The 21,150-nt window shown below is 60.0% G+C and carries 17 protein-coding genes, 4 tRNA genes and 1 pseudogene; 17 read left to right on the forward strand and 5 right to left on the reverse strand.

The features are described from left to right. Window positions 1-28 precede the first annotated feature (28 nt). The 4 genes from leuB (at window position 29) to KHO49_RS11195 (ending at window position 6,254) form a co-directional block, all read left to right on the forward strand. The gene (gene leuB / locus KHO49_RS11180; protein ID WP_102863665.1) at window positions 29-1,111 is read left to right on the forward strand and encodes a 3-isopropylmalate dehydrogenase; all 1,083 of its coding nucleotides are present in this window, start codon (window positions 29-31) and stop codon (window positions 1,109-1,111) included. A gap of 54 nt (window positions 1,112-1,165) precedes the next feature. Further along, on the forward strand, window positions 1,166-2,278 hold the full coding sequence (gene asd, locus KHO49_RS11185) for an aspartate-semialdehyde dehydrogenase (protein ID WP_102863663.1): 1,113 nt from the start codon (window positions 1,166-1,168) through the stop codon (window positions 2,276-2,278). 177 nt (window positions 2,279-2,455) lie between these two features. Then, window positions 2,456-3,466, forward strand: coding sequence for an aspartate-semialdehyde dehydrogenase (locus KHO49_RS11190; RefSeq protein ID WP_213665019.1), 1,011 nt, complete (start codon window positions 2,456-2,458; stop codon window positions 3,464-3,466). A gap of 205 nt (window positions 3,467-3,671) precedes the next feature. Next, window positions 3,672-6,254, forward strand: coding sequence for a motility hub landmark protein FimV (locus tag KHO49_RS11195; protein ID WP_213665020.1), 2,583 nt, complete (start codon window positions 3,672-3,674; stop codon window positions 6,252-6,254). Window positions 6,255-6,327: 73 nt separating this feature from the next. On the opposite strand, the gene KHO49_RS11200 is transcribed toward KHO49_RS11195, so the two are convergent. Beyond that, entirely contained in the window at window positions 6,328-6,987 is a 660-nt protein-coding gene (locus KHO49_RS11200; protein ID WP_110596802.1) for a M24 family metallopeptidase, read from the reverse strand. 218 nt (window positions 6,988-7,205) lie between these two features. On the opposite strand from KHO49_RS11200, the gene truA reads away from it, so the two are divergent. From truA to KHO49_RS11260, 12 genes are all read left to right on the forward strand, one after another. Then, window positions 7,206-8,030: a tRNA pseudouridine(38-40) synthase TruA gene (gene truA, locus KHO49_RS11205; RefSeq protein WP_102863657.1), complete on the forward strand. Its 825-nt coding sequence runs from the start codon at window positions 7,206-7,208 to the stop codon at window positions 8,028-8,030. Window positions 8,031-8,093: 63 nt separating this feature from the next. After that, entirely contained in the window at window positions 8,094-8,726 is a 633-nt protein-coding gene (locus tag KHO49_RS11210; RefSeq protein ID WP_110596803.1) for a phosphoribosylanthranilate isomerase, read from the forward strand. Between the two features lie 259 nt (window positions 8,727-8,985). After that, a complete protein-coding gene (gene accD / locus KHO49_RS11215; RefSeq protein ID WP_060838410.1) occupies window positions 8,986-9,906 on the forward strand; it encodes an acetyl-CoA carboxylase, carboxyltransferase subunit beta in 921 nt (306 codons plus the stop codon). Beyond that, window positions 9,903-11,210 carry a bifunctional tetrahydrofolate synthase/dihydrofolate synthase gene (gene folC, locus KHO49_RS11220; protein ID WP_213665021.1) on the forward strand — a complete coding sequence of 436 codons (1,308 nt, stop codon included), beginning with the start codon at window positions 9,903-9,905 and terminating at the stop codon, window positions 11,208-11,210. The genes accD and folC overlap by 4 nt, the downstream gene beginning before the upstream one ends. Then, window positions 11,194-11,835 carry an SPOR domain-containing protein gene (locus KHO49_RS11225; protein ID WP_213665022.1) on the forward strand — a complete coding sequence of 214 codons (642 nt, stop codon included), beginning with the start codon at window positions 11,194-11,196 and terminating at the stop codon, window positions 11,833-11,835. Before folC ends, KHO49_RS11225 begins: the two co-directional genes overlap by 17 nt. A 98-nt stretch (window positions 11,836-11,933) precedes the next feature. Next, window positions 11,934-12,491: a CvpA family protein gene (locus KHO49_RS11230; RefSeq protein ID WP_016968003.1), complete on the forward strand. Its 558-nt coding sequence runs from the start codon at window positions 11,934-11,936 to the stop codon at window positions 12,489-12,491. Window positions 12,492-12,532: 41 nt separating this feature from the next. Further along, window positions 12,533-14,038 (forward strand): amidophosphoribosyltransferase, encoded by a 1,506-nt coding sequence (purF, locus tag KHO49_RS11235; protein WP_102863649.1) that lies wholly within the window; start codon window positions 12,533-12,535, stop codon window positions 14,036-14,038. A 36-nt stretch (window positions 14,039-14,074) separates the two neighbouring features. Next, on the forward strand, window positions 14,075-15,286 hold the full coding sequence (locus KHO49_RS11240; RefSeq protein ID WP_102882499.1) for an O-succinylhomoserine sulfhydrylase: 1,212 nt from the start codon (window positions 14,075-14,077) through the stop codon (window positions 15,284-15,286). Then, on the forward strand, window positions 15,283-16,059 hold the full coding sequence (locus KHO49_RS11245; RefSeq protein WP_102882498.1) for an SDR family oxidoreductase: 777 nt from the start codon (window positions 15,283-15,285) through the stop codon (window positions 16,057-16,059). The genes KHO49_RS11240 and KHO49_RS11245 overlap by 4 nt, the downstream gene beginning before the upstream one ends. 125 nt (window positions 16,060-16,184) lie before the next feature. Next, window positions 16,185-16,260, forward strand: a tRNA-Val gene (locus KHO49_RS11250). 58 nt (window positions 16,261-16,318) lie between these two features. Next, window positions 16,319-16,395 (forward strand) — tRNA-Asp (locus KHO49_RS11255). Between the two features lie 101 nt (window positions 16,396-16,496). Continuing rightward, window positions 16,497-16,573 (forward strand) — tRNA-Asp (locus KHO49_RS11260). Window positions 16,574-16,781: 208 nt separating this feature from the next. Here the strand turns inward: KHO49_RS11260 and KHO49_RS11265 are convergent. Next, window positions 16,782-18,065 (reverse strand): NAD(P)/FAD-dependent oxidoreductase, encoded by a 1,284-nt coding sequence (locus KHO49_RS11265; RefSeq protein WP_102882497.1) that lies wholly within the window; start codon window positions 18,063-18,065, stop codon window positions 16,782-16,784. Between the two features lie 187 nt (window positions 18,066-18,252). Here KHO49_RS11265 and KHO49_RS11270 point away from each other — a divergent pair. Further along, a tRNA-Val gene (locus KHO49_RS11270) sits at window positions 18,253-18,329 on the forward strand. A 186-nt stretch (window positions 18,330-18,515) separates the two neighbouring features. Here KHO49_RS11270 and KHO49_RS11275 read toward each other — a convergent pair. The 3 genes and pseudogenes from KHO49_RS11275 to KHO49_RS11285 all read right to left on the reverse strand — a co-directional run bounded on the left by KHO49_RS11275 (window position 18,516) and on the right by KHO49_RS11285 (window position 21,087). Continuing rightward, window positions 18,516-19,150: pseudogene (locus tag KHO49_RS11275) on the reverse strand (CatB-related O-acetyltransferase). Between the two features lie 21 nt (window positions 19,151-19,171). After that, window positions 19,172-19,954, reverse strand: coding sequence for a peptide chain release factor H (gene prfH / locus KHO49_RS11280; RefSeq protein WP_213665268.1), 783 nt, complete (start codon window positions 19,952-19,954; stop codon window positions 19,172-19,174). After that, on the reverse strand, window positions 19,954-21,087 hold the full coding sequence (locus KHO49_RS11285) for an RNA ligase RtcB family protein (RefSeq protein ID WP_213665023.1): 1,134 nt from the start codon (window positions 21,085-21,087) through the stop codon (window positions 19,954-19,956). Before KHO49_RS11285 ends, prfH begins: the two co-directional genes overlap by 1 nt. Between the last annotated feature and the right edge of the window lie 63 nt (window positions 21,088-21,150).

Genomic DNA, 21,150 nt, shown 5'->3' on the forward strand with positions numbered 1-21,150 from the left:
GTGCGCCGACAGAGCAAATGAGGAACGCATGAGCAAGCAGATTCTGATTCTCCCAGGTGACGGTATTGGTCCGGAAATCATGGCCGAGGCGGTCAAGGTGCTGGAGTTGGCCAATGACAAGTACAGCCTGGGCTTCGAGCTGAGCCACGACGTCATCGGTGGTGCTGCCATCGACAAGCACGGTGTGCCCCTGGCCGATGAGACCCTGGATCGTGCTCGTGCCGCCGATGCTGTGCTGCTGGGTGCTGTGGGTGGTCCGAAGTGGGACAAGATCGAGCGTGATACCCGTCCTGAGCGCGGCTTGCTGAAGATTCGTGCGCAGTTGGGTCTGTTCGGCAACCTGCGCCCGGCGATCCTCTATCCGCAACTGGCCGATGCCTCGAGCCTGAAGCCGGAAATTGTCTCGGGCCTGGATATCCTCATCGTGCGCGAGTTGACCGGCGGCATCTACTTCGGTGCGCCTCGCGGCACCCGTGAGCTGGAAAATGGCGAGCGCCAGTCCTACGACACCCTGCCGTACAGCGAAAGTGAAATCCGTCGTATCGCCCGGGTCGGTTTTGACATGGCGCGGGTGCGTGGCAAGAAGCTCTGCTCGGTGGACAAGGCCAACGTTCTGGCCTCCAGCCAGCTGTGGCGTGAAGTGGTCGAACAAGTGGCTCTGGACTACCCGGATGTCGAGTTGAGCCACATGTATGTGGACAACGCCGCCATGCAACTGGTGCGTGCGCCGAAGCAGTTCGACGTGATCGTCACCGACAACATGTTCGGCGACATCCTCTCCGATGAGGCTTCGATGCTCACCGGTTCCATCGGCATGCTGCCGTCGGCTTCCCTGGATGCCAACAACAAGGGCATGTACGAGCCTTGCCACGGTTCGGCGCCGGACATCGCCGGCCAGGGTGTTGCCAACCCGCTGGCGACCATCCTCTCGGTGTCGATGATGCTGCGTTACAGCTTCAACCTGAATGACGCGGCAGATGCCATCGAGCAAGCGGTGAGCCGAGTGCTGGATCAAGGTTTGCGCACCGGTGACATCTGGTCGGCCGGTTGCACCAAAGTCGGTACGCAGGAAATGGGCGATGCAGTAGTCGCCGCGCTGCGGAATCTGTAATCTTTCGGGCCCACCGCACAGACGGTGGCCCACTTTTGTAAAGGTGTAGTTGCGATGAAACGTGTAGGTCTGATCGGTTGGCGCGGTATGGTCGGTTCCGTGCTCATGCAGCGGATGCTTGAAGAGCAGGACTTCGATCTTATTGAACCGGTGTTTTTCACCACTTCCAATGTCGGTGGCCAGGGGCCGTCGGTGGGCAAGGACATTGCTCCACTGAAGGACGCCTACAACATTGAAGAGTTGAAAACCCTCGACGTGATTCTGACCTGCCAGGGTGGCGACTACACCAGCGAAGTCTTCCCCAAGCTGCGTGAAGCCGGCTGGCAGGGTTACTGGATCGACGCTGCTTCCAGCCTGCGCATGCAGGATGATGCGGTGATCATTCTTGACCCGGTGAACCGCAAGGTCATCGACCAGCAACTGGATGCCGGGACCAAGAACTACATCGGTGGCAACTGCACCGTCAGCCTGATGCTGATGGGCCTGGGCGGCTTGTTCGAAGCCGGTCTGGTGGAGTGGATGAGCGCCATGACCTACCAGGCGGCCTCCGGCGCCGGCGCGCAGAACATGCGCGAGCTGATCAAGCAAATGGGCGCGACCCACGCGGCTGTCGCTGATGACCTGGCCAATCCGGCCAGCGCCATCCTCGACATCGACCGTAAAGTGGCTGAAGCCATGCGCAGCGATGCCTATCCGACCGAGAACTTCGGCGTACCCCTGGCCGGCAGCCTGATCCCGTGGATCGACAAGGAACTGCCTAACGGCCAGAGCCGTGAAGAGTGGAAGGCCCAGGCCGAGACCAACAAGATCCTCGGTCGCTTCAAGAGCCCAATCCCGGTGGATGGTATCTGCGTGCGTATCGGTGCCATGCGCTGCCACAGCCAGGCGCTGACCATCAAGCTCAACAAGGATGTGCCGATCGCCGATATCGAAGGGCTGATCAGCCAGCACAATCCCTGGGTCAAACTGGTGCCGAACCAGCGCGACATCAGCATGCAGGAGCTGAGTCCGACCAAGGTCACCGGCACCCTGAACATCCCGGTTGGCCGTCTGCGCAAGCTGAACATGGGCTCGCAGTTCCTCGGTGCCTTCACCGTGGGCGACCAGTTGCTGTGGGGTGCAGCCGAACCGCTGCGCCGCATGCTGCGGATCTTGCTGGAGCGTTGATTCTCTAAGCGTTTGAAACAGCCCGCCCCTTGCACAAGGCGCGGGCTTTTTCATGCTCATGTAGCGGACTCGCCCGCGAAGAGTGCTTTAGCCCAACCAGCACTTTCCCCCGCGAATTGCCTCGTCACCCCGTGCCGGGTAAAGTGCCGCTCCCCCCGTTCCGCCTGAGGTAGCACCATGAACCCGTCCTTTGATATTGCTGTTATCGGCGCCACCGGCACGGTTGGCGAAACCCTGGTGCAGATTCTCGAAGAGCGTGATTTCCCCGTTGCCAACCTGCACCTGCTCGCCAGCAGTGAGTCGGCTGGTCACTCGGTGCCGTTTCGCGGCAAGAATGTCCGTGTGCGAGAAGTCGACGAGTTCGACTTTGGCAAGGTTCAGTTGGCGTTTTTCGCCGCGGGCCCTGCGGTGACCCTGAGCTTCGCTCCTCGTGCCACAGCGGCCAATTGCGCGGTGATCGACCTCTCCGGTGCCTTGCCGTCGGCTCAGGCACCCAATGTCGTGCCTGAGGCCAATGCCCAGGTGCTGGCTGGTCTAAAGAAGCCGGTGCAACTGAGCAGTCCCAGTGCTGCGGCCACGGCGCTGGCGGTGGCGCTGGCGCCATTGCAGGACGTGCTGGATATCCAGCGGGTTAACCTGACCGCCAGCCTGGCGATTTCCAGCCAGGGGCGTGAGGCCGTCAGCGAACTGGCCCGGCAAACCGCCGAACTGCTGAATGTGCGTCCGTTGGAACCGCGTTTCTTCGATCGCCAAGTAGCCTTCAATCTGCTGGCTCAGGTCGGTACGCCAGATGCCCAGGGACACACGCTGTTGGAAAAGCGTCTGGTGAGAGAGTTGCGGGAGGTGCTGGGGCAGCCTTTATTAAAGATTTCTGTCACTTGCATTCAAGCACCGGTGTTTTTTGGCGATAGCTATAGCGTGACTTTGCAGTCAGGTGCCGACGTCGATCTGGCGGCGGTGAATGCGGCGCTGGAGGCGGCTCCCGGCCTGGAACTGGTGGACGCCGGTGATTATCCCACCGCAGTGGGTGACGCCGTGGGCCAGGACGTAGTCTATGTGGGGCGGGTTCGTGGGGGCGTCGACGATTCGGCGGAACTGAATCTGTGGCTGACTTCGGACAACGTCCGCAAAGGTGCGGCCTTGAACGCTGTGCAGCTGGCTGAATTGTTGATAAAAGACCTGCTGTAAAAGATACTTGGCAACAATTTGCAGAATGAATCTAGCCGGGCGCTATGCTTGGCAAGTTGCTGGAGGTGAGTGGCCGTCAGGTGCTCCCGGGGCATGCAGTAAATAATCCCGCGTGGTGGTCGCTCATGATCCCGCGCAGTGCCTTATGGCAGCCGCTACAAAACCTTCTCGCTGGCCGAGGAATGTTCAAACAAAGGATGAGGCTATGGTTCAAGTTCGCAAACTGGTGTTAGCAATAGCGGCCGCCTCGGCGCTGTCCTCCGGTATGGCGCAGGCGCTTGGGCTCGGGGAGCTGACCCTGAAGTCGAGTCTGAACCAGCCTCTGGTAGCAGAAATCGAATTGCTCGATATCAAGGACCTTACTGCTGCGGAAGTGGTGCCCAGCCTGGCCCCGGCAGAAGAGTTCGCCAAGGCCGGCGTCGATCGTCAGGCCTTTCTCAATGACCTGAGTTTTACTCCTGTTCTCAATCCCGGCGGCAAGAGCGTACTGCGGGTGACCTCGAGCCAGCCGTTGTCGGAGCCGATGGTCAAGTTTCTGGTCCAGGTAATGTGGCCCAACGGTCGTCTGCTGCGCGATTACAGCGTGCTGCTGGACCCTTCGAAGTTTTCCCCGCAAGCCGCTGCTGCTGCACAGGCGGCACCGGTCAGTGGCCCGGCGGTGAATGCCCCGGTCACTCGTGCCAACAAAGTCAGCAAGCCTGAGCAATACACAACTGCGCCTCGTGACACGCTGTGGGAAATCGCCGCGAAGAATCGCAATGGCGCGTCGATCCAGCAAACCATGCTGGCGATCCAGGCGCTGAACCCGGACGCCTTTATCGACGGCAACATCAATCGATTGAAAGCTGGCAGGGTCCTGCGCCTGCCTGACGTGGTGCAGAGCACCGCGTTGCCGCAGCCCAAGGCCATTGCCGAAGTGGCTGCGCAGAATGCTGCCTGGCGTCAGGGACGTCGCGTTGGTGCACGGAGCCAGCTGCAGGTGGATGCGACTCGTCGTGCGGGTGCCGAAAAAGCGCCCAAGCAGGTCAATACCAAGGACAACCTGAGTCTGGTTTCTGCGGACAGCGGCAAGGCTGGTGGCAAGGGCGTCGCGGGTGATAGCAAGGCCCTGAACAACAAGCTGGCGGTGACTCAGGAAAGCCTGGATGCAACCCGTCGCGATAATGCTGAACTCAAGGAGCGCATGGCGGATCTGCAGAGTCAGCTGGACAAGCTGCAGCGCCTGATCGAATTGAAGAACAACCAGTTGGCCAAGTTGCAGGCTGAAGGTGCAGCCCCTGTCGCTCAGCCGGCAGCGGTGATGCCTGCTGAGCTGGTGGCCAAACCTGAGGCGCCTGCGGCGACGCCAGTGGTTGCGCAAGCTCCAGTCAGTGAACCGGCAGCCAATCCGGCTCCGGATGTGCCAGCGGCCCAGGCTGACGAAGACAAGTATGGCGACCTGCTGACCAATCCAATCCTCCTCGGGTTGGTAGGTGGCGGTGCGATAGTGGCGGTGTTGCTGCTGTTGCTGTTGCTGGCACGTCGTCGCAAGGCTCAGCAGGAAGCGGAAAAGCACCTGCGCATGGCTCGGGCGTTGTCCGAGGAAAATAGCGACTTCGCCGAGGAACTGGATCTTCCGGAAGGTAGCTTCGAAGGTCTTGAAGTCCCTCCACCAAGCGTCAAGCTCGCTCCAGCTCCAGCTCCAGCTCCAGCTCCAGCTCCAGCTCCGGTGGTGGCGCCAGTTCCGGCGGCGCCGGTTGAGCGAGCCACCGATGTGCTGGGGCAGGCGCAGAACCATATCGATGGTGGTCGCCTGAATCAGGCGGCAGCCATTCTTGAAGAGGCGGTCAAGCTCGAGCCGCAGCGCAGTGATCTGCGCCTCAAGCTGATGGAGGTGTATGCGCATCAGGGGGATCGCAGCGCCTTTGTCGCTCAGGAGCGGCAGCTGGTAGCCAATGGCGATAACCACGCTCAGGTCGAGCAGCTCAAGAGCCGTTTCCCGGCGATGGTGGCGGTGGCGGCGACAGCGGGGCTGGCTGCTGCGGCTGTGGCTGCGGAACTGGACGCTCAGTATGTCAAGGAGCTGCTGGATGAGCCTGAGCCCGCTGAGCCCGCGGCGCCTGTGGAAGGTCTGGACGCGGATTTCGATCTGAGCCTGGATGACCTCGAGGCAGCTTCGCCAGCGGTAGTGGCGTCTGAGCCTGAGGTTGAACTGGAGGAATTCCCTCTGGACGACGACCTGAGCTTTGGTTCGGTTCTTGAGCAGCAGACTGCGGCCCAGGAAAGCCTGGATGATCTGGGGGATTTCGACCTTGATCTCGGAGCGGACCTGCCGGCGTCGACCCAGAGTGACGACGACTTCCTGTTGAGCCTGGAAGACGATCTCAAGGATCTGCCGGCTGGCGATGTGCCTACCGTCACCGAGTCAACGCTGGATGACTTGGATCTGTCGGCGGACTTCGATCTGTCCCTGGCTGATGAAATGGATGCCGCGGCAGAGCCCAAGGACGCCTTTGCCTCCGAGCTGGATGATGTCAACGCCGAACTGGATCGTCTGGCCCAGAGTCTGGATCAGCCTGAGCCGGCTACGCCAAGCTTCACGGCTGAAGATGCTGCGGCTGCGCCTGAGGAAGCGGATTTCGACTTCCTCGCCGGCAGCGATGAAGTGGCCACCAAGCTGGATCTGGCTCAGGCCTATATCGATATGGGTGACAACGACGGCGCGCGGGATATCCTGGGCGAAGTGCTCAGCGAGGGTAATGAAGGACAGAAGAGCGAAGCGCAGGAAATGCTCGCAAGACTGGCCTGAAACAACCCGATGCTTGAGCAGAACGGCAGCCGATAAGGCTGCCGTTTTTGTTGGTGGCGCTTTTGGCGGTCATTCAGACCAGCAGGTCTTCGTAGAAGGCGCCAAAGGGGCGAGTAGGGTGGGCGATCTGGATTTCCAGGATCCACAGGCCCACTTGTGGGCAGTCGGCGAAGTCCCCCAGGTCTCCAGCGCGATAGATGGCGTGGGGGAAGTCGCTGACCCGATGCCCCTTGATCTCCAGGTTGAGCATCCAGCCCATGGCGCGGGCCTGTTCTTCGGCATATTGGTACAGTTCGGGGCCGGCCACTTGATGGGTTTTCCAGTGATCGTGCACCTGATCGAACAGGCTCTTGGCGGCCGCGGCACAGGCGTGCATTTCCTCGTCGCAACCTACGACGTAAGTCGCTCCGCAATCGCCTTCGTGGCGATCCCAGACGACTCCCAGGTCAATGAAGAACAGATCGTTTTCATTCAGTTGGGGGTCGCTGTCGGAGCGTTGCTTGAAGGTCTTAAGGGTGTTGGCGCCAAAACGAATCAGCAGTGGGTGCCAAATACGTTCCATGCCCAGCTCCTGTAATACTTGCAGGCCCATCTCCCTGGCGGTGGATTCGTGCATGCCGGGCTTGATCCGCCTGGCCATTTGCGCGATGGCCTCCCAGGTCATGCGCTTGGCGTGGAGCATGCCTTCCAGGCTGTAGGCCAGGCCCACGGCTTCTTTGTTGGTTGCGATCATTCGTCGGCTCTCGGTCAGGGTGTTTGTTTCTCTACCGCTATGTAGTTTGCTATATAGCGATGACCTGGCGGCTGATGCAATCGTTGTCGAGGTGAAGCAATCTGCAACTAAACCGCGGCAGTGCATGGCGTCTGCTCCCGCCAGCCTTATAATGAGCGCCTTTGCGCATATCAGCAGGCTGTAAGTTCTTGGCAAATATAGATAACCCGGCCGCCGAAATGGCGGCCGCAGGCTTTTCCCGCATCGCTCTGGGTGTTGAATACAAGGGATCGCGCTATCGCGGTTGGCAGCGTCAGGCTTCTGGTGTGCCCAGCGTCCAGGAAACCCTGGAGAAGGCCTTGTCCAGGGTTGCGGACTCTCCCGTGGTGGTGGCTTGTGCGGGGCGTACCGATGCCGGTGTGCATGCCTGTGGTCAGGTGGTGCATTTCGATACCCAGGCCGTGCGCTCGATGAAGGCTTGGGTCATGGGGGCCAATATCAACCTGCCTCATGACATCAGTGTCAGTTGGGCTCGTGAGATGCCGGCGCATTTTCATGCTCGGTTCAAGGCGATTGCCCGGCGCTATCGCTATGTGATCTACAACGATCAGATTCGTCCGGCCCATCTCAATGAGGAGGTCACTTGGAATCACCGGCCGCTGGATATCGAACGGATGGCCCAGGCTGCCGCGTTTCTGGTGGGGACCCATGATTTCAGTGCGTTCCGGGCTGGCCAGTGCCAGGCCAAGTCGCCGATCAAGGAGATTCACCACCTGCGGGTTACCCGGCACGGCAAGATGATTGTCCTGGACATTCGCGCCAGTGCCTTCCTGCATCACATGGTGCGCAATATTGCCGGGGTCTTGATGACCATCGGTGCGGGCGAGCGGCCGGTGGAGTGGGCGCGGGAGGTGTTGGAGAGCCGGATTCGCCGCACGGGCGGAGTCACCGCCCATCCTTTCGGCCTGTATCTGGTGCAGGTGGAATACAAGGACGAGTTCCAGTTGCCGGAGCGATACATCGGGCCACATTTCCTCACCGGTTGGTCTGAACTTGACGGCTGACGCCCGGAAAAGCATTTGCTACCATCCGGAACTTTCCGAATTTGCCCCCGAGGTTCAAACGACATGTCAGCTGTTCGCAGCAAGATTTGCGGGATTACCCGCATAGAAGATGCGTTGGCAGCGGTGGCGGCGGGGGCCGATGCCATCGGTCTGGTGTTCTATGCCAAGAGTCCCCGGGCGGTGAGTGTGCAGCAGGCGCGGGCGATCATCGCCGCCTTGCCGCCGTTCGTGACGACGGTCGGGCTGTTCGTCAATGCCAGTCGCTGCGAGTTGGGGGAGATCCTCGATGCCGTTCCGCTGGACCTGCTGCAGTTCCATGGCGATGAGTCGGCAGCGGATTGCGAGGGCTATCACCGTCCCTATATCAAGGCGCTGCGAGTCAAGGCCGGGGATGACGTTGCTGCTGCCTGCCTGGCTTATCCGCGCGCCAGCGGAATTCTGCTGGATACCTATGTCGAGGGTGTGCCGGGGGGAACTGGCGAGGCCTTTGACTGGTCCCTGGTTCCTCAGGGGCTGAGCAAGCCGATCATCCTGGCTGGCGGACTGTCAGCGCAGAACGTCGCCGAGGCCATTGCTCGGGTTCGCCCCTACGCGGTGGATGTCAGTGGCGGTGTGGAGCAGAGCAAAGGCATCAAGGATCCGGCAAAGGTTCAGGCATTTATGCAGGCAGTGCGTCGCAGCAACGAGTCGATGTGACGGCTGGCAGTCTGCCGCCGTCCATAACACCACTGTACAAAACAGGCAGGCGCCGCCTTAAGGCGGGGTCGGAATCGAGTGGCAACCGCTCTATTGCGGGTTGTCGGGATGGCTGAGGGGCGCTTCATTGCAGGCAGGTCGAGCCCGGTGCTGACCGCGGTAGCGAAGTGATCATCGCCGCACACATGAATTTAGCTCAAGGGCATACGCGGGGTTGCGAACCAGAGCGTTCGGGCCGCCGGTACTGGAGAAAGAAAGCATGAGCAACTGGTTAGTAGACAAACTGATCCCTTCGATCATGCGTTCCGAGGTGAAGAAAAGCTCGGTGCCCGAAGGTCTTTGGCACAAGTGTCCGTCCTGCGAGGCGGTGCTTTATCGTCCGGAGCTGGAAAAGACCCTGGATGTTTGCCCCAAGTGCAATCACCACATGCGCATCGGTGCTCGCGCCCGGATCGATATTTTCCTCGACGCCGAAGGTCGTGCCGAGCTGGGTGCTGATCTGGAGCCGGTTGACCGTCTGAAATTTCGTGACGGCAAGAAGTACAAGGACCGTCTGACAGCAGCGCAGAAGCAGACGGGCGAGAAGGACGCTCTGATTTCCATGAGTGGCACTCTGCTGGGCATGCCGGTCGTGGTCTCGGCCTTTGAGTTCTCCTTCATGGGCGGGTCCATGGGCGCCATCGTTGGCGAACGCTTTGTCCGCGCGGCCAACTACGCTCTGGAAAACCGTTGCCCAATGATCTGCTTCTCCGCCTCCGGTGGTGCGCGGATGCAGGAGGCGCTGATCTCCCTGATGCAGATGGCCAAGACCTCCGCCGTGCTGGCGCGCCTGCGTGAAGAAGGTATTCCATTCGTCTCCGTGCTGACCGATCCGGTCTACGGTGGTGTTTCCGCCAGTCTGGCGATGTTGGGTGATGTAATCGTCGCCGAGCCTAAAGCCCTGGTGGGCTTCGCGGGGCCGCGAGTGATCGAGCAGACCGTGCGGGAAAAACTGCCGGAAGGTTTCCAGCGCAGCGAATTCCTCCTGGAGCACGGTGCCATCGACATGATCATCTCCCGTCAGGAGCTGCGTCCGCGCCTGGGTAATCTGCTGGCCCAGCTCATGGGGCTGCCGACGCCTGAATTCGTGGCTGCTCCCGTTGAACCGATCGTGGTTCCGCCGGCTCCAGCAAACCTATGACCCAGCGTACCCTGGGCGATTGGCTCGCCTACCTTGAGCAGTTGCACCCTTCGGCCATCGATATGGGGCTGGAGCGCTCGCAGCAGGTAGTGGCCCGGATGGGGCTGGGCAAGCCGGCGCCTCGGGTCATCACGGTCACTGGTACCAATGGCAAGGGCTCTACTTGTGCCTTTGTCGCTTCCCTTTTGCGGGCTCAGGGCCTGCAGGTTGGGGTCTACAGCTCGCCGCACCTGCTGCGCTACAACGAACGGGTGCAGATCAATGGCGTTGAGGCCACTGATCAGCAACTGTGCGAGGCCTTTGTTGCGGTAGAGGCGGGGCGTGGTGATGTTTCCCTGACCTATTTCGAGATGGGCACCCTGGCGGCGTTCTGGCTGTTCCAGCGCGCGGCCCTGGATGCCGTAGTCCTGGAAGTGGGGCTGGGTGGGCGTCTGGATGCGGTCAATCTGGTGGATGCCGACCTGGCATTGGTCACCAGCATTGGTGTCGATCATATCGAGTACCTGGGGGATTCCCGGGAGTCTGTGGCTTTTGAGAAAGCTGGAATCTTCCGTGCCGGCGCTCCAGCTCTGTGTGGCGACCTGAATCCGCCGCAGCCTTTGCTGGACAAGGCGCGAGAGCTGGGTTGTCCGCTTTTCCTCCGGGGGCGAGATTTCGACCTCGGGCTCACCGAAGAATATTGGCAATGGCGCGGTCTGGATGCCCAGGGCAATCAGGTTGAGTTGCGGGATCTGCCGCTGCTCGATTTGCCCATGGAAAACGCGGCGTTGGCGTTGCAGGCCTACCTGCTTACCGGGTTGCCCTGGCAGCCTGAGCTGATCGGTGTAGCTCTGCAGCGGACCCGGGTGACCGGCCGTCTGGATCGTCGGCAGATCGAGTGGCAGGGCAAGCGTCTGAACCTGCTGCTGGATGTGGGGCACAATCCCCATGCCGCGCAGTATCTGGCCGAGCGCCTGGCGCGTCGACCTGTAGCCGGCAAGCGCCTGGCGGTATTCGGCCTGCTGGCAGACAAGGATCTGTCGGGAGTTGTCGGCAGTTTGCAGTCCTCGGTCCAGCACTGGGCGGTGGCTCCACTGGATTCGCCTCGGGCGCGCCCTGTGGAGGATCTGCAGGCCGCCTTGGAGAACCTTGGTGCTTCGGTAGCGTCTTATGCCAGTGTCGCAGCGGCGTTGGACGCGCAATGTGCGCAAGCGACTGCAGATGACGAAATTCTGCTGTTCGGATCTTTTTATTGTGTTGCCGAGGCGCTTGAGTGGCTCGCCCGGCGCTCCACGGAGGAAGCTGCACATGGCAATGCTGGATAAGGTCTACAAGCAGCGAATGGTTGGAGCGCTGGTGTTGGTGGCTTTGGCGGTGATTTTTCTGCCGATGCTGTTCTCGCGAGAGGATGAGCAGCGCCACGTAACGGTTGAAGCGCCGCCGGCGCCACAGGCCTCGGTCATGCCTCAGGTTCAGGTTGAGCCGGTGGTGGTGCCTGAGCCCCAGGTATTGCCCCAGGAGCCGGTGCCTGTCGAGGAGCCCGTGGTGCAGCAGGTTGCACCGTCGATGCCGATTGCTCCGAGTGCGCCAGCACCTGTAGTGGCCAGCAAGCCGGCGCCAGCGCCTAAGCCTGCCCCTGTGCCGGCCCCGGCCCAGCCGATTGCCGCAGCCAAGCCTGATACCGGTCAGAGTCGGATCGATGCCAATGGTCTGTCCATCAGCTGGTCGGTGCAGTTGGCCAGCCTGTCGAGCCGTGAAAGTGCGGAAAACCTGCAGAAAACCCTGCGCAGCCAGGGCTATAACGCATATATCCGTTCTGCTGAAGGCAAGAATCGGGTGTTTGTCGGGCCGTTGATCGAGCGTGCCGAGGCTGATCGCCTGCGTGACCTGTTGGGTCGTCAGCACAACCTCAAGGGTTTTGTGGTGCGCTTCCAGCCGGAGCGTGGCTGAGGCTATCTGGCTGATTTCAAAAGCACAGTGAATCGCAGCTTACCGACAGCCAAGCGCTCTGTTAAAATGCGCCGCCTTATCCGTCTGTAGGCTGCACTGTGCCATTTACCTGGGTTGACTGGGCGATCGTTGCAATAATCGCCATCTCCGCTTTGATCAGCTTGAGCCGCGGTTTCGTCAAAGAAGCCTTGTCGTTGCTTACCTGGATCATCGCAGGAGTCGTTGCCTGGATGTTTGGTGGCTCGCTGTCCGAGTACCTCGGCGGTTATATCGAAACTCCTTCGGCTCGCGTGATCGCGGGCTGCGCAATCATGTTTGTCGCCACCTTGCTGGTGGGGGCAATGGTCAACTATCTCATCGGCGAATTGATTCGTGTCACCGGTCTCTCCGGAACCGATCGATTTCTCGGCATGGCCTTCGGCGCGGCGCGTGGCGCGTTGCTGGTGGTCGTGGCCGTCGGGCTCTTGAGCCTGGGGCCGGTTCAGCAGGATTCCTGGTGGCAACAGTCGCGACTGGTGCCACAATTTCTATTGGTTGCAGACTGGTCCAAGAACCTCATTCTGGGGTGGAGCAGTCAGTGGCTGGCCAGCGGTATCAGCGTACCCGCTGAAATACCGTTCAAGGAGCACCTCTTACCGGCCAAAACGCCTCAGTAAGATGTGTTCAGTTCAGTTTCATTAAGTAGGGGTTGCGTCGCATGTGTGGCATCGTCGGTATCGTCGGTAAGTCGAACGTCAATCAGGCGCTGTATGACGCGCTAACCGTCCTCCAGCACCGCGGCCAGGACGCTGCCGGTATCGTGACCAGCCATGATGGCCGGTTATTCCTGCGCAAGGACAATGGCCTGGTTCGTGATGTGTTCCAGCAGCGGCATATGCAGCGTCTGGTCGGTCACATGGGTATTGGCCATGTGCGTTACCCGACTGCGGGCAGTTCGACTTCGGCCGAGGCTCAGCCGTTCTACGTCAACTCGCCGTACGGCATCACCCTGGCGCACAACGGCAACCTGACCAATGTCGAGCAGTTGGCCAAAGAGATCTATGAGTCCGATCTGCGCCACGTCAACACCAACTCCGACTCCGAAGTGCTGCTCAACGTGTTCGCTCACGAGCTGGCCCAGCGCGGCAAGCTGCAGCCTACCGAGGAAGACGTGTTTGCTGCGGTGACTGACGTGCACAACCGCTGTGTCGGTGGTTACGCAGTGGTGGCCATGATCACCGGTTACGGCATCGTCGGTTTCCGTGATCCACACGGTATCCGTCCGATCGTCTTCGGCCAGCGTCATACCGACGAAGGCGTGGAGTACATGATTGCCTCGGAAAGCGTTTCCCTGGACGTGCTGGGCTTCACCCTGATTCGCGACCTGGCTCCAGGCGAGGCGGTCTACATCACTGAAGAAGGCAAACTCTACACCCGTCAGTGCGCCACCAACCCGCAGCTGACTCCGTGCATCTTCGAGCACGTTTATCTGGCTCGTCCTGACTCGATCATTGATGGTGTCTCGGTGTACAAGGCGCGTCTGCGTATGGGCGAGAAGTTGGCCGAGAAGATCCTGCGCGAGCGTCCGGAGCACGATATTGATGTGGTGATCCCGATTCCGGACACCAGTCGTACCGCGGCGTTGGAGTTGGCCAACCATCTGGGCGTCAAGTTCCGCGAAGGTTTCGTCAAGAACCGCTACATCGGTCGCACCTTTATCATGCCGGGCCAGGCGGCGCGGAAGAAATCCGTGCGTCAGAAACTCAATGCAATTGAGCTGGAATTCCGCGGCAAGAACGTGATGCTGGTGGATGACTCCATCGTCCGTGGCACCACCTGCAAGCAGATCATCCAGATGGCCCGTGAAGCCGGTGCGAAAAACGTCTACTTCTGCTCGGCGGCCCCTGCTGTACGCTATCCGAACGTGTACGGCATCGACATGCCAAGCGCCCACGAGCTGATTGCTCACAATCGTTCGACCCAGGATGTGGCGGACCTGATTGGTGCCGACTGGCTGATCTATCAGGACCTGCCAGATCTGATCGAAGCAGTCGGTGGTGGCAAGATCAAGATCGAGAGCTTCGATTGCGCCGTGTTTGATGGCAAGTACGTCACTGGCGATGTGGATGAGGCCTATCTGAACAAGATCGAGGACGCTCGTAATGATGCCTCCAAGGCCAAGACTCAGGCAGTCAGCGCCATCATCGATCTGTACAACAACTGATCCAGAGCATTTAAGAAGACATTAGGAGTAGGCGGCATGAGTCAGGATTGGGATGCCGGTCGGCTGGACAGCGACCTTGAAGGCGTAGCGTTCGATACCCTGGCGGTGCGCGCCGGCCAACACCGCTCGCCGGAAGGCGAGCACGGTGATCCAATGTTCTTTACCTCCAGCTATGTGTTCCGTACAGCCGCTGATGCGGCTGCACGGTTCGCCGGCGAGGTTCCTGGTAACGTCTATTCGCGCTACACCAATCCGACGGTGCGCTCGTTCGAAGAACGAATCGCGGCGCTGGAAGGTGCGGAGCAGGCAGTCGCCACGGCTACTGGCATGGCGGCCATTCTTTCGGTGGTGATGAGTCTTTGCAGTGCCGGAGACCATGTGCTGGTGTCACGCAGTGTATTCGGCTCGACCATCAGCTTGTTCGAGAAGTACTTCAAGCGTTTTGGTGTTGAGGTTGATTACGTACCTCTGGCGGATCTGTCTGGCTGGGATGCGGCAATCAAGAGCAACACCAAATTGCTGTTTGTCGAGTCGCCATCCAATCCCTTGGCCGAGTTGGTGGACATCGCCGCACTGGCCGAGGTAGCGCATGCCAAGGGCGCGATGCTGGTGGTCGACAACTGTTTCTGTACCCCTGCGTTGCAGCAGCCGCTGAAGCTTGGCGCGGACGTGGTGGTGCATTCGGCGACCAAGTTCATTGACGGTCAGGGCCGTTGTATGGGCGGTGTGGTGGCCGGCCGCAGCGAACAAATGAAAGAAGTGGTGGGTTTCCTGCGTACTGCAGGGCCGACCCTGAGTCCGTTCAATGCTTGGATTTTCCTCAAGGGGTTGGAGACTCTGAGCTTGCGGATGCGTGCCCACTGCTCCAATGCCCTGGCCCTGGCGCAATGGCTGGAGCAGCAGGATGGTGTCGAGAAGGTGCACTACGCCGGTCTTGCCAGTCATCCGCAGCACGAGCTGGCCAAGCGCCAGCAGCGTGGTTTCGGTGCGGTGGTGAGCTTTGAGGTCAAGGGCGGTAAAGAGGGCGCCTGGCGCTTTATCGATGCCACTCGGCTGATTTCGATCACTGCCAACCTGGGCGACAGCAAAACCACTATTACCCATCCGAGCACCACTTCCCATGGGCGTCTGGCGCCTCAGGAGCGTGAGGCTGCGGGTATTCGTGACAGTCTGATCCGCATTGCGGTGGGGCTGGAGGATGTGGCTGACCTGCAGGCTGACCTGGCTCGCGGTCTGGCAGCCTTGTGATCGAGTTGTCCACGCCTCAGGGTGGCGTTAATGGTCGTGTTGCGCTGGTCACCGGCGCGGCGCGGGGCATTGGCTTGGGGATCGCTGCATGGCTGATCAGTGAAGGCTGGCAAGTGGTGCTGACCGATCTGGATCGGGAGCGCGGTTCCAAGGTTTCCAAGGTGCTGGGTGAGAATGCCTGGTTCATCACCATGGACGTGGCGGATGAGCAGCAGGTGGCTCAAGGGGTTGCCGAGGTGCTGGGGCAGTTCGGGCGCCTGGATGCCCTGGTCTGCAATGCTGCGGTGGCCGATCCGCACAACATCACCTTGGAAAGCCTGGACCTGGCCTACTGGAATCGGGTACTGGCGGTGAATCTTGGCGGCCCTATGCTGCTGGCCAAGCATTGCGCGCCTTATCTGCGTGCCCATGGCGGTTCTATCGTCAACCTGGCTTCTACTCGTGCTCGGCAATCGGAGCCCGACAGTGAGGCCTATGCGGCCAGCAAGGGTGGTTTGCTGGCCTTGACTCACGCCCTGGCAATTAGCCTGGGGCCGGAAATTCGGGTCAACGCCGTGAGTCCTGGCTGGATCGACGCTCGTGATCCAGCGGTGCGACGCGCCGAGCCGTTGTCTGATGCTGATCACGCCCAGCATCCAGCGGGCAGGGTGGGGGCGGTGGAGGACGTGGCAGCGATGGTGGCTTGGCTGCTGTCGCGCAACTCGGGATTCGTTACTGGTCAAGAGTTCGTGGTGGACGGCGGCATGACCAAGAAAATGATTTATCAGGGATGATGCGGTCTTGGCTTTTGCCTGAGCCTCACAGTGTGTCGCTTGCAGCTGTTTCTGAAAAAAACTTCAAGCCTGCTATTGACTTAGCTTCGGTACCTGCGTAAATTTCGCGGCCTCAGCGAAGCAAAGGGTGATTAGCTCAGCCGGGAGAGCATCTGCCTTACAAGCAGAGGGTCGGCGGTTCGATCCCGTCATCACCCACCATTGCTGAGAGCCTTTCGAGAGAAAGGCGGAAGCTTCCAAGGAAGCCTCCAACCGACGCGCAGCGGTAGTTCAGTCGGTTAGAATACCGGCCTGTCACGCCGGGGGTCGCGGGTTCGAGTCCCGTCCGCTGCGCCATATTTTCCAGATCAGGTTGACCTGGTTTGAGATTGAAAAGTCAAAAAGCTTTTTAGTCAGACGATTTAAACGGTTCACATGGACGCAAGTCCAAGCGATACGCAGCGGTAGTTCAGTCGGTTAGAATACCGGCCTGTCACGCCGGGGGTCGCGGGTTCGAGTCCCGTCCGCTGCGCCATATCAGTTTCAAGGACCACTGAACGCCTTGAAGCAACGAAGAAAGCCAAAGGCTTGATTCGCATAGATAGCAAAGGCCCTGGTCGAAAGACCGGGGTTTTTTGTTTTTGCAATGAGCTTGGTGCAGTTGTGCAATTTGAGTGGAAATGTCCGAGCATAAAAAAACCGCCTGTTGGGCGGTTTTTTTATGGTGGCAGAAAGGCCGTTTATCAGAGGCCGAACTTGTCTCGTAGACTGTAGTACCAGGCTCCTAGTGCAGTGAATGGAGTGCGCAGCAATTGGCCTCCAGGGAAAGGGTAGTGGGGTAGATCGGCGAAGGCGTCAAAACGCTCTGCCTGGCCTCTTAGGGCTTCTGCCAGGACCTTGCCCGCCAGGTGGGTATAGGTCACGCCGTGTCCACTGCAGCCCTGGGAGTAGTAGATGTTGTCTCCCAGACGACCAACCTGTGGCAGGCGCGACAGGGTTAGCAGGAAGTTGCCGGTCCAGGCGTAGTCGATCTTCACGTTTTGCAGCTGCGGGAAGGCCTTGAGCATCTTCGGCCGGATGATCGCTTCGATATTGGCCGGGTCACGGGCGCCATACACTACTCCGCCGCCGAAGATCAGGCGCTTGTCGCCGGAGAGGCGGTAATAGTCCAGCAGGTAGTTGCAGTCCTCGACGCAGTAGTCCTGGGGCAGCAGGCTGGCTGCCAGCTCATCGCCCAAGGGTTCGGTAGTGATCACCTGGGTGCCGCACGGCATGGATTTGGCTGCCAGCTCCGGAATCAGGTTGCCCAGGTAGGCGTTGCCGGCGACGATGATGAACTTGGCGCGGACTTTACCCTGCGGGGTATGTACCACGGGGCTGACGCCGCGCTCGATGCGTACCGCTGGGGATTGTTCGTAAATGGTCCCGCCCAGGGATTCCACGGCAGCCGCTTCACCCAGGGCCAGGTTCAGCGGGTGGATGTGGCCGCCACTCATATCGAGCATGCCGCCCTTGTACTGGTCGCAGGCCACGACTTCACGAATCCGCCGCTCGTCCAGTAACTCCAGCTGAGTGTGGCCGTAGCGCTCCCAGAGACGCTTCTGCGACTCCAGGTGACCCATTTGCTTGCTGGTCAGTGCGGCAAACACGCCCCCGTCTTTCAGATCGCACTGGATCTGATACTTGGCGACGCGCTCGCGGATGATACGGCCGCCCTCGAATGCCATCTGGCCCAGCAGTTGTGCTTGCTTGGGGCCGACAGTGCGTTCGATTACATCGATGTCGCGACTGTAGCTGTTGACGATCTGCCCGCCATTGCGCCCGGATGCACCGAAGCCGACCTTGGCGGCCTCGAGCACGGTCACCCGGAAGCCGTTTTCCAGAAGAAACAGGGCGCTGGACAGGCCGGTGTAACCTGCGCCTATCACGCAGACGTCGGTTTCAACCTCATCTTGCAATTGTGGGCGTTCCGGGGCCGCATTGGCGGAAGCAGCGTAATAAGACTGTGGGTAGGGAGTGTTCGCCATTCTGCGACCTCATGTGTTTAATATATTTTACGAGTGCGTCGATGCTACCTGAGTTGAAAATCCGCTACCAGACAGGAAGAAAAACTTCTTCGTGGCCGCGAAATTAAAAAATTCGCATATTCATAGGCTTAGCTGCAAAAAAGGTGTTGACACCCCTTTGGAATTCCGTAGAATGCCGCCTCACAGCAGGCACGTAGCTCAGTTGGTTAGAGCACCACCTTGACATGGTGGGGGTCGTTGGTTCGAGTCCAATCGCGCCTACCAAACAAAATCCGCTCTGCTGGGCGGTCTAAAAGGGGTTCACCGAAAGGTGAGCCCCTTTTTGCTTTGGGCGTTTTAATTGTATTGCGAGGCGCTCTTCAGAACTTCGGTGCGATCACTGTTTTTCCGCATGGCGCTTCTTGTCCTGATGGCGGCCGGAGTGTGAGCGGGCCGCTTGGGGATGTCGGGTCAGGGCGCTCGAATGAACTCCTTCCAGTGCGGAAACAACGCCGCGATATTGCTACTGGTCATCAGTGGCATTACCGCTTTTAACTGGTCGTCGCTCCAGTGCCTCCACGGCATCGCCAGAAGCCTCTCGATGCTACGTTCGTCGAGGCGTTTACGGATCGTCTTGAAAGGACTGCCGCCGACGATTGCCTAAGGTTCGACATCTCGTGTCACCAGGGCGCGGGTGCCTATCACTGCACCGTCTCCGATTTCGATGCCGGGCATGACAACCGCTTCGGAACCCATCCAGACATCATTGCCGATCACCGTGTCCCCAGCGGCTTCGTAGCCGTTTTGTGCGCCTGTGAACGCAGGCTCTTCGGACATCCAATAGAAGGGAAGGTGCTGATCCGCGCGTTCCTATGCCCTTGGTTGCCGGCCATTATGAATGCCGCCCCTGAGCCAACTGAGCAGAAGCTGCCGATAATCAGTTGGTCTGCGCCTTCATCATGAAGAAGGTCGTTTGCGCAGTCATTGAAGCTGTGATCGTGCTAGTAGCCGGAGTAGTAGCTGTAGCGGCCCACCTGGATATCCGGGTGGGTTACTTGCTGATCAAGGGGGATGCCTTTGAAGGGGCTTTCAAAATAGTTGTTCATCAAGGTTTTTACTCCGTGTTTTCAATTGTCCTGGTCGTTGCCGTCCACGGTTCTTGTTGTGGGTGGCGGTCCTGTTGGCGAACGGGTTGAGGATTTTTTACGTGCGGTTCCCTGTTTTCGTAGGCGAAGCTCGCCAACTTCTGGTGCAGGGAGCCGCCGTGATGGCCGGCTCCCGTGGCCGGGGGGGCAGTCTTGGGCTATGAACGCGTTGCCGTTGAAACTGCGTACCGGGTTGCCGCGCTCCACTCGGTGGTGGGCGTCGCGGCGTTGCAGACGCAGTGCTTCCTCGGATTGCTGTTGCCGATCCGCCAGACGCTGCAGGATCAGCAGGCGAGCAACGCGCTTGTTGTCGTGCTGACTGCGTTCGGACTGCACTTTCACGCTGATTCCAGTTGCCAGGTGCGTGGCACGCACGGCGGAGTCGGTGGTGTTCACGTGTTGTCCGCCCGGACCCGAGGCGCGCATGGCTTCAAAGCGGATTTCGCCGTCCATGCTGTCTTGTGGAGCCTTGAACAGTTGCCCGGCGAAATACCAGTTTTTGCGTTTGTGTCCAGGGCGACACGGGCTTTTGCAGGTCCAGAGCAGGGTGCCTGTCCAGCGTTCAGCCAGTCTTGCAGCCTGTTCGCCATCAAGGCTGATCAGGACCGACTTGTGGGTGTCCCGGGTTTGGCCGGGTACCTGTTCGACCAGGCTGGTACGTACGCCTTGTGCCTCGGCTTCGCGATACAGGAGGCGCAAGGCCTTGGTCACCGCCAGCTCGCACTCGGCAGGCCCCTGGGCAGAGGACAGCTGTAACAGCAGCATCAGCAGCACCCCCGGCGTTTGTAAGTCAGTACCGGCTTGAGCCGGGCGATGACCTTTACCAGGCCGGCGTCCCGCAGGCTGCCCACTACGCTGTCGATGCTCTTGTAGGCTTCGGGCGCTTCCTCGTACATCAATCCGCGGTCTTCGCAGATCACTCGGCTGCCCAGTTGCGTGCGCTTGAGCTGGTCGAAACTGAATCGGGTCGCCAGCCGGCCCTTGCAGTCGCTGCGCAGCCATTTGCGTCCGGCGCCGTGGGCCAGGGAGAACAGGCTGACAGGCGTCGGAGTGGGCTGTACCAGGTAGCTGTAGTCACCCCGGGAGCCCGGAATGACCACTGGGCCCTGGTCCGATGGTGTGGCGCCCTTGCGATGCAGCCAGCCCTCGACGCCATCGATATTCGCCGGGGACACCAGATTGTGGTTGATGTCCAGAGCGGCGTGCCCCCTGGCTCGCAGGTTGTGCAGCAGGCGTTCGGCAATCAGTCGTCGGTTGGCTTCGGCGAAGCGCAGGGCCTCATCATGCTCTTGCAAGTACTGGACGCCAGCGGCGCTGGTCATCTCCAGGCCGTTGTGCCCGTGCTGATCCACATGGCGCCGCAGTATGGCCTCTCCCAGGCCGCGAGAGCCGCTATGCACCAGCAGCAACAAGGCTTTCGGATTCAGTTCCAGAGCCGGCAGGGCTGCGGTGTCGTACACCTGATCGAGCTGTTGCAACTCGGCGAAGTGATTACCGCCGCCAATGGTGCCCAGTGAGTGCTCGTGACCGGTGAGGGGCAGGCCCAGCTGGGCACGTTCTTCATCCCACTGTTCATCCAGAGGGAGATCGATATTGCCGATTTTCTTTTCCAGCTTGTCGAGATTGAGGCGGCTGCTGGAGAGGTCGGTTTGCCACAGCGCCATGCCGCAGCCGATGTCGTTGCCCACCAGTGCCGGATAGGCCACCTCAGTGGAAAAAAATGCTGCACCCACCGGGTAGCCTCGGCCTGGGTGCAGGTCAGGCATGCCGACGACCTGGCGCATGCCGGGCAGTTGGGCGGTGGTGTGCAGTTGCTGGAGCGCTTTGTCTTCGATCCAGGTGGTGTCGGAGGCGATAAGAGAGACGCCATTCGACAAATGACGGATGCAAGTGTCCATGTCCAATTCCTGATTGGAAAAAAATATTCAGGTAGTGGCAGGACGGAGCGGGGTTAAGCGAAG

Source organism: Pseudomonas sp. RC4D1, from assembly GCF_018390395.1.
Taxonomy (GTDB): Bacteria; Pseudomonadota; Gammaproteobacteria; order Pseudomonadales; family Pseudomonadaceae; genus Aquipseudomonas; species Aquipseudomonas danubii.

Coding starts and splice junctions, on each gene's coding strand:
- KHO49_RS11190 (WP_213665019.1), top strand. CDS start 2,456: ATGAACCCGTCCTTTGATATTGCTGTTATCGGCGCCACCGGCACGGTT.
- truA (WP_102863657.1), top strand. CDS start 7,206: ATGGCGGCCGCAGGCTTTTCCCGCATCGCTCTGGGTGTTGAATACAAG.
- KHO49_RS11265 (WP_102882497.1), bottom strand. CDS start 18,065: ATGGCGAACACTCCCTACCCACAGTCTTATTACGCTGCTTCCGCCAAT.
- purF (WP_102863649.1), top strand. CDS start 12,533: ATGTGTGGCATCGTCGGTATCGTCGGTAAGTCGAACGTCAATCAGGCG.
- folC (WP_213665021.1), top strand. CDS start 9,903: ATGACCCAGCGTACCCTGGGCGATTGGCTCGCCTACCTTGAGCAGTTG.
- leuB (WP_102863665.1), top strand. CDS start 29: ATGAGCAAGCAGATTCTGATTCTCCCAGGTGACGGTATTGGTCCGGAA.
- KHO49_RS11240 (WP_102882499.1), top strand. CDS start 14,075: ATGAGTCAGGATTGGGATGCCGGTCGGCTGGACAGCGACCTTGAAGGC.
- KHO49_RS11200 (WP_110596802.1), bottom strand. CDS start 6,987: ATGATCGCAACCAACAAAGAAGCCGTGGGCCTGGCCTACAGCCTGGAA.
- asd (WP_102863663.1), top strand. CDS start 1,166: ATGAAACGTGTAGGTCTGATCGGTTGGCGCGGTATGGTCGGTTCCGTG.
- KHO49_RS11225 (WP_213665022.1), top strand. CDS start 11,194: ATGGCAATGCTGGATAAGGTCTACAAGCAGCGAATGGTTGGAGCGCTG.
- KHO49_RS11285 (WP_213665023.1), bottom strand. CDS start 21,087: ATGGACACTTGCATCCGTCATTTGTCGAATGGCGTCTCTCTTATCGCC.
- KHO49_RS11195 (WP_213665020.1), top strand. CDS start 3,672: ATGGTTCAAGTTCGCAAACTGGTGTTAGCAATAGCGGCCGCCTCGGCG.
- prfH (WP_213665268.1), bottom strand. CDS start 19,954: ATGCTGCTGTTACAGCTGTCCTCTGCCCAGGGGCCTGCCGAGTGCGAG.
- accD (WP_060838410.1), top strand. CDS start 8,986: ATGAGCAACTGGTTAGTAGACAAACTGATCCCTTCGATCATGCGTTCC.
- KHO49_RS11210 (WP_110596803.1), top strand. CDS start 8,094: ATGTCAGCTGTTCGCAGCAAGATTTGCGGGATTACCCGCATAGAAGAT.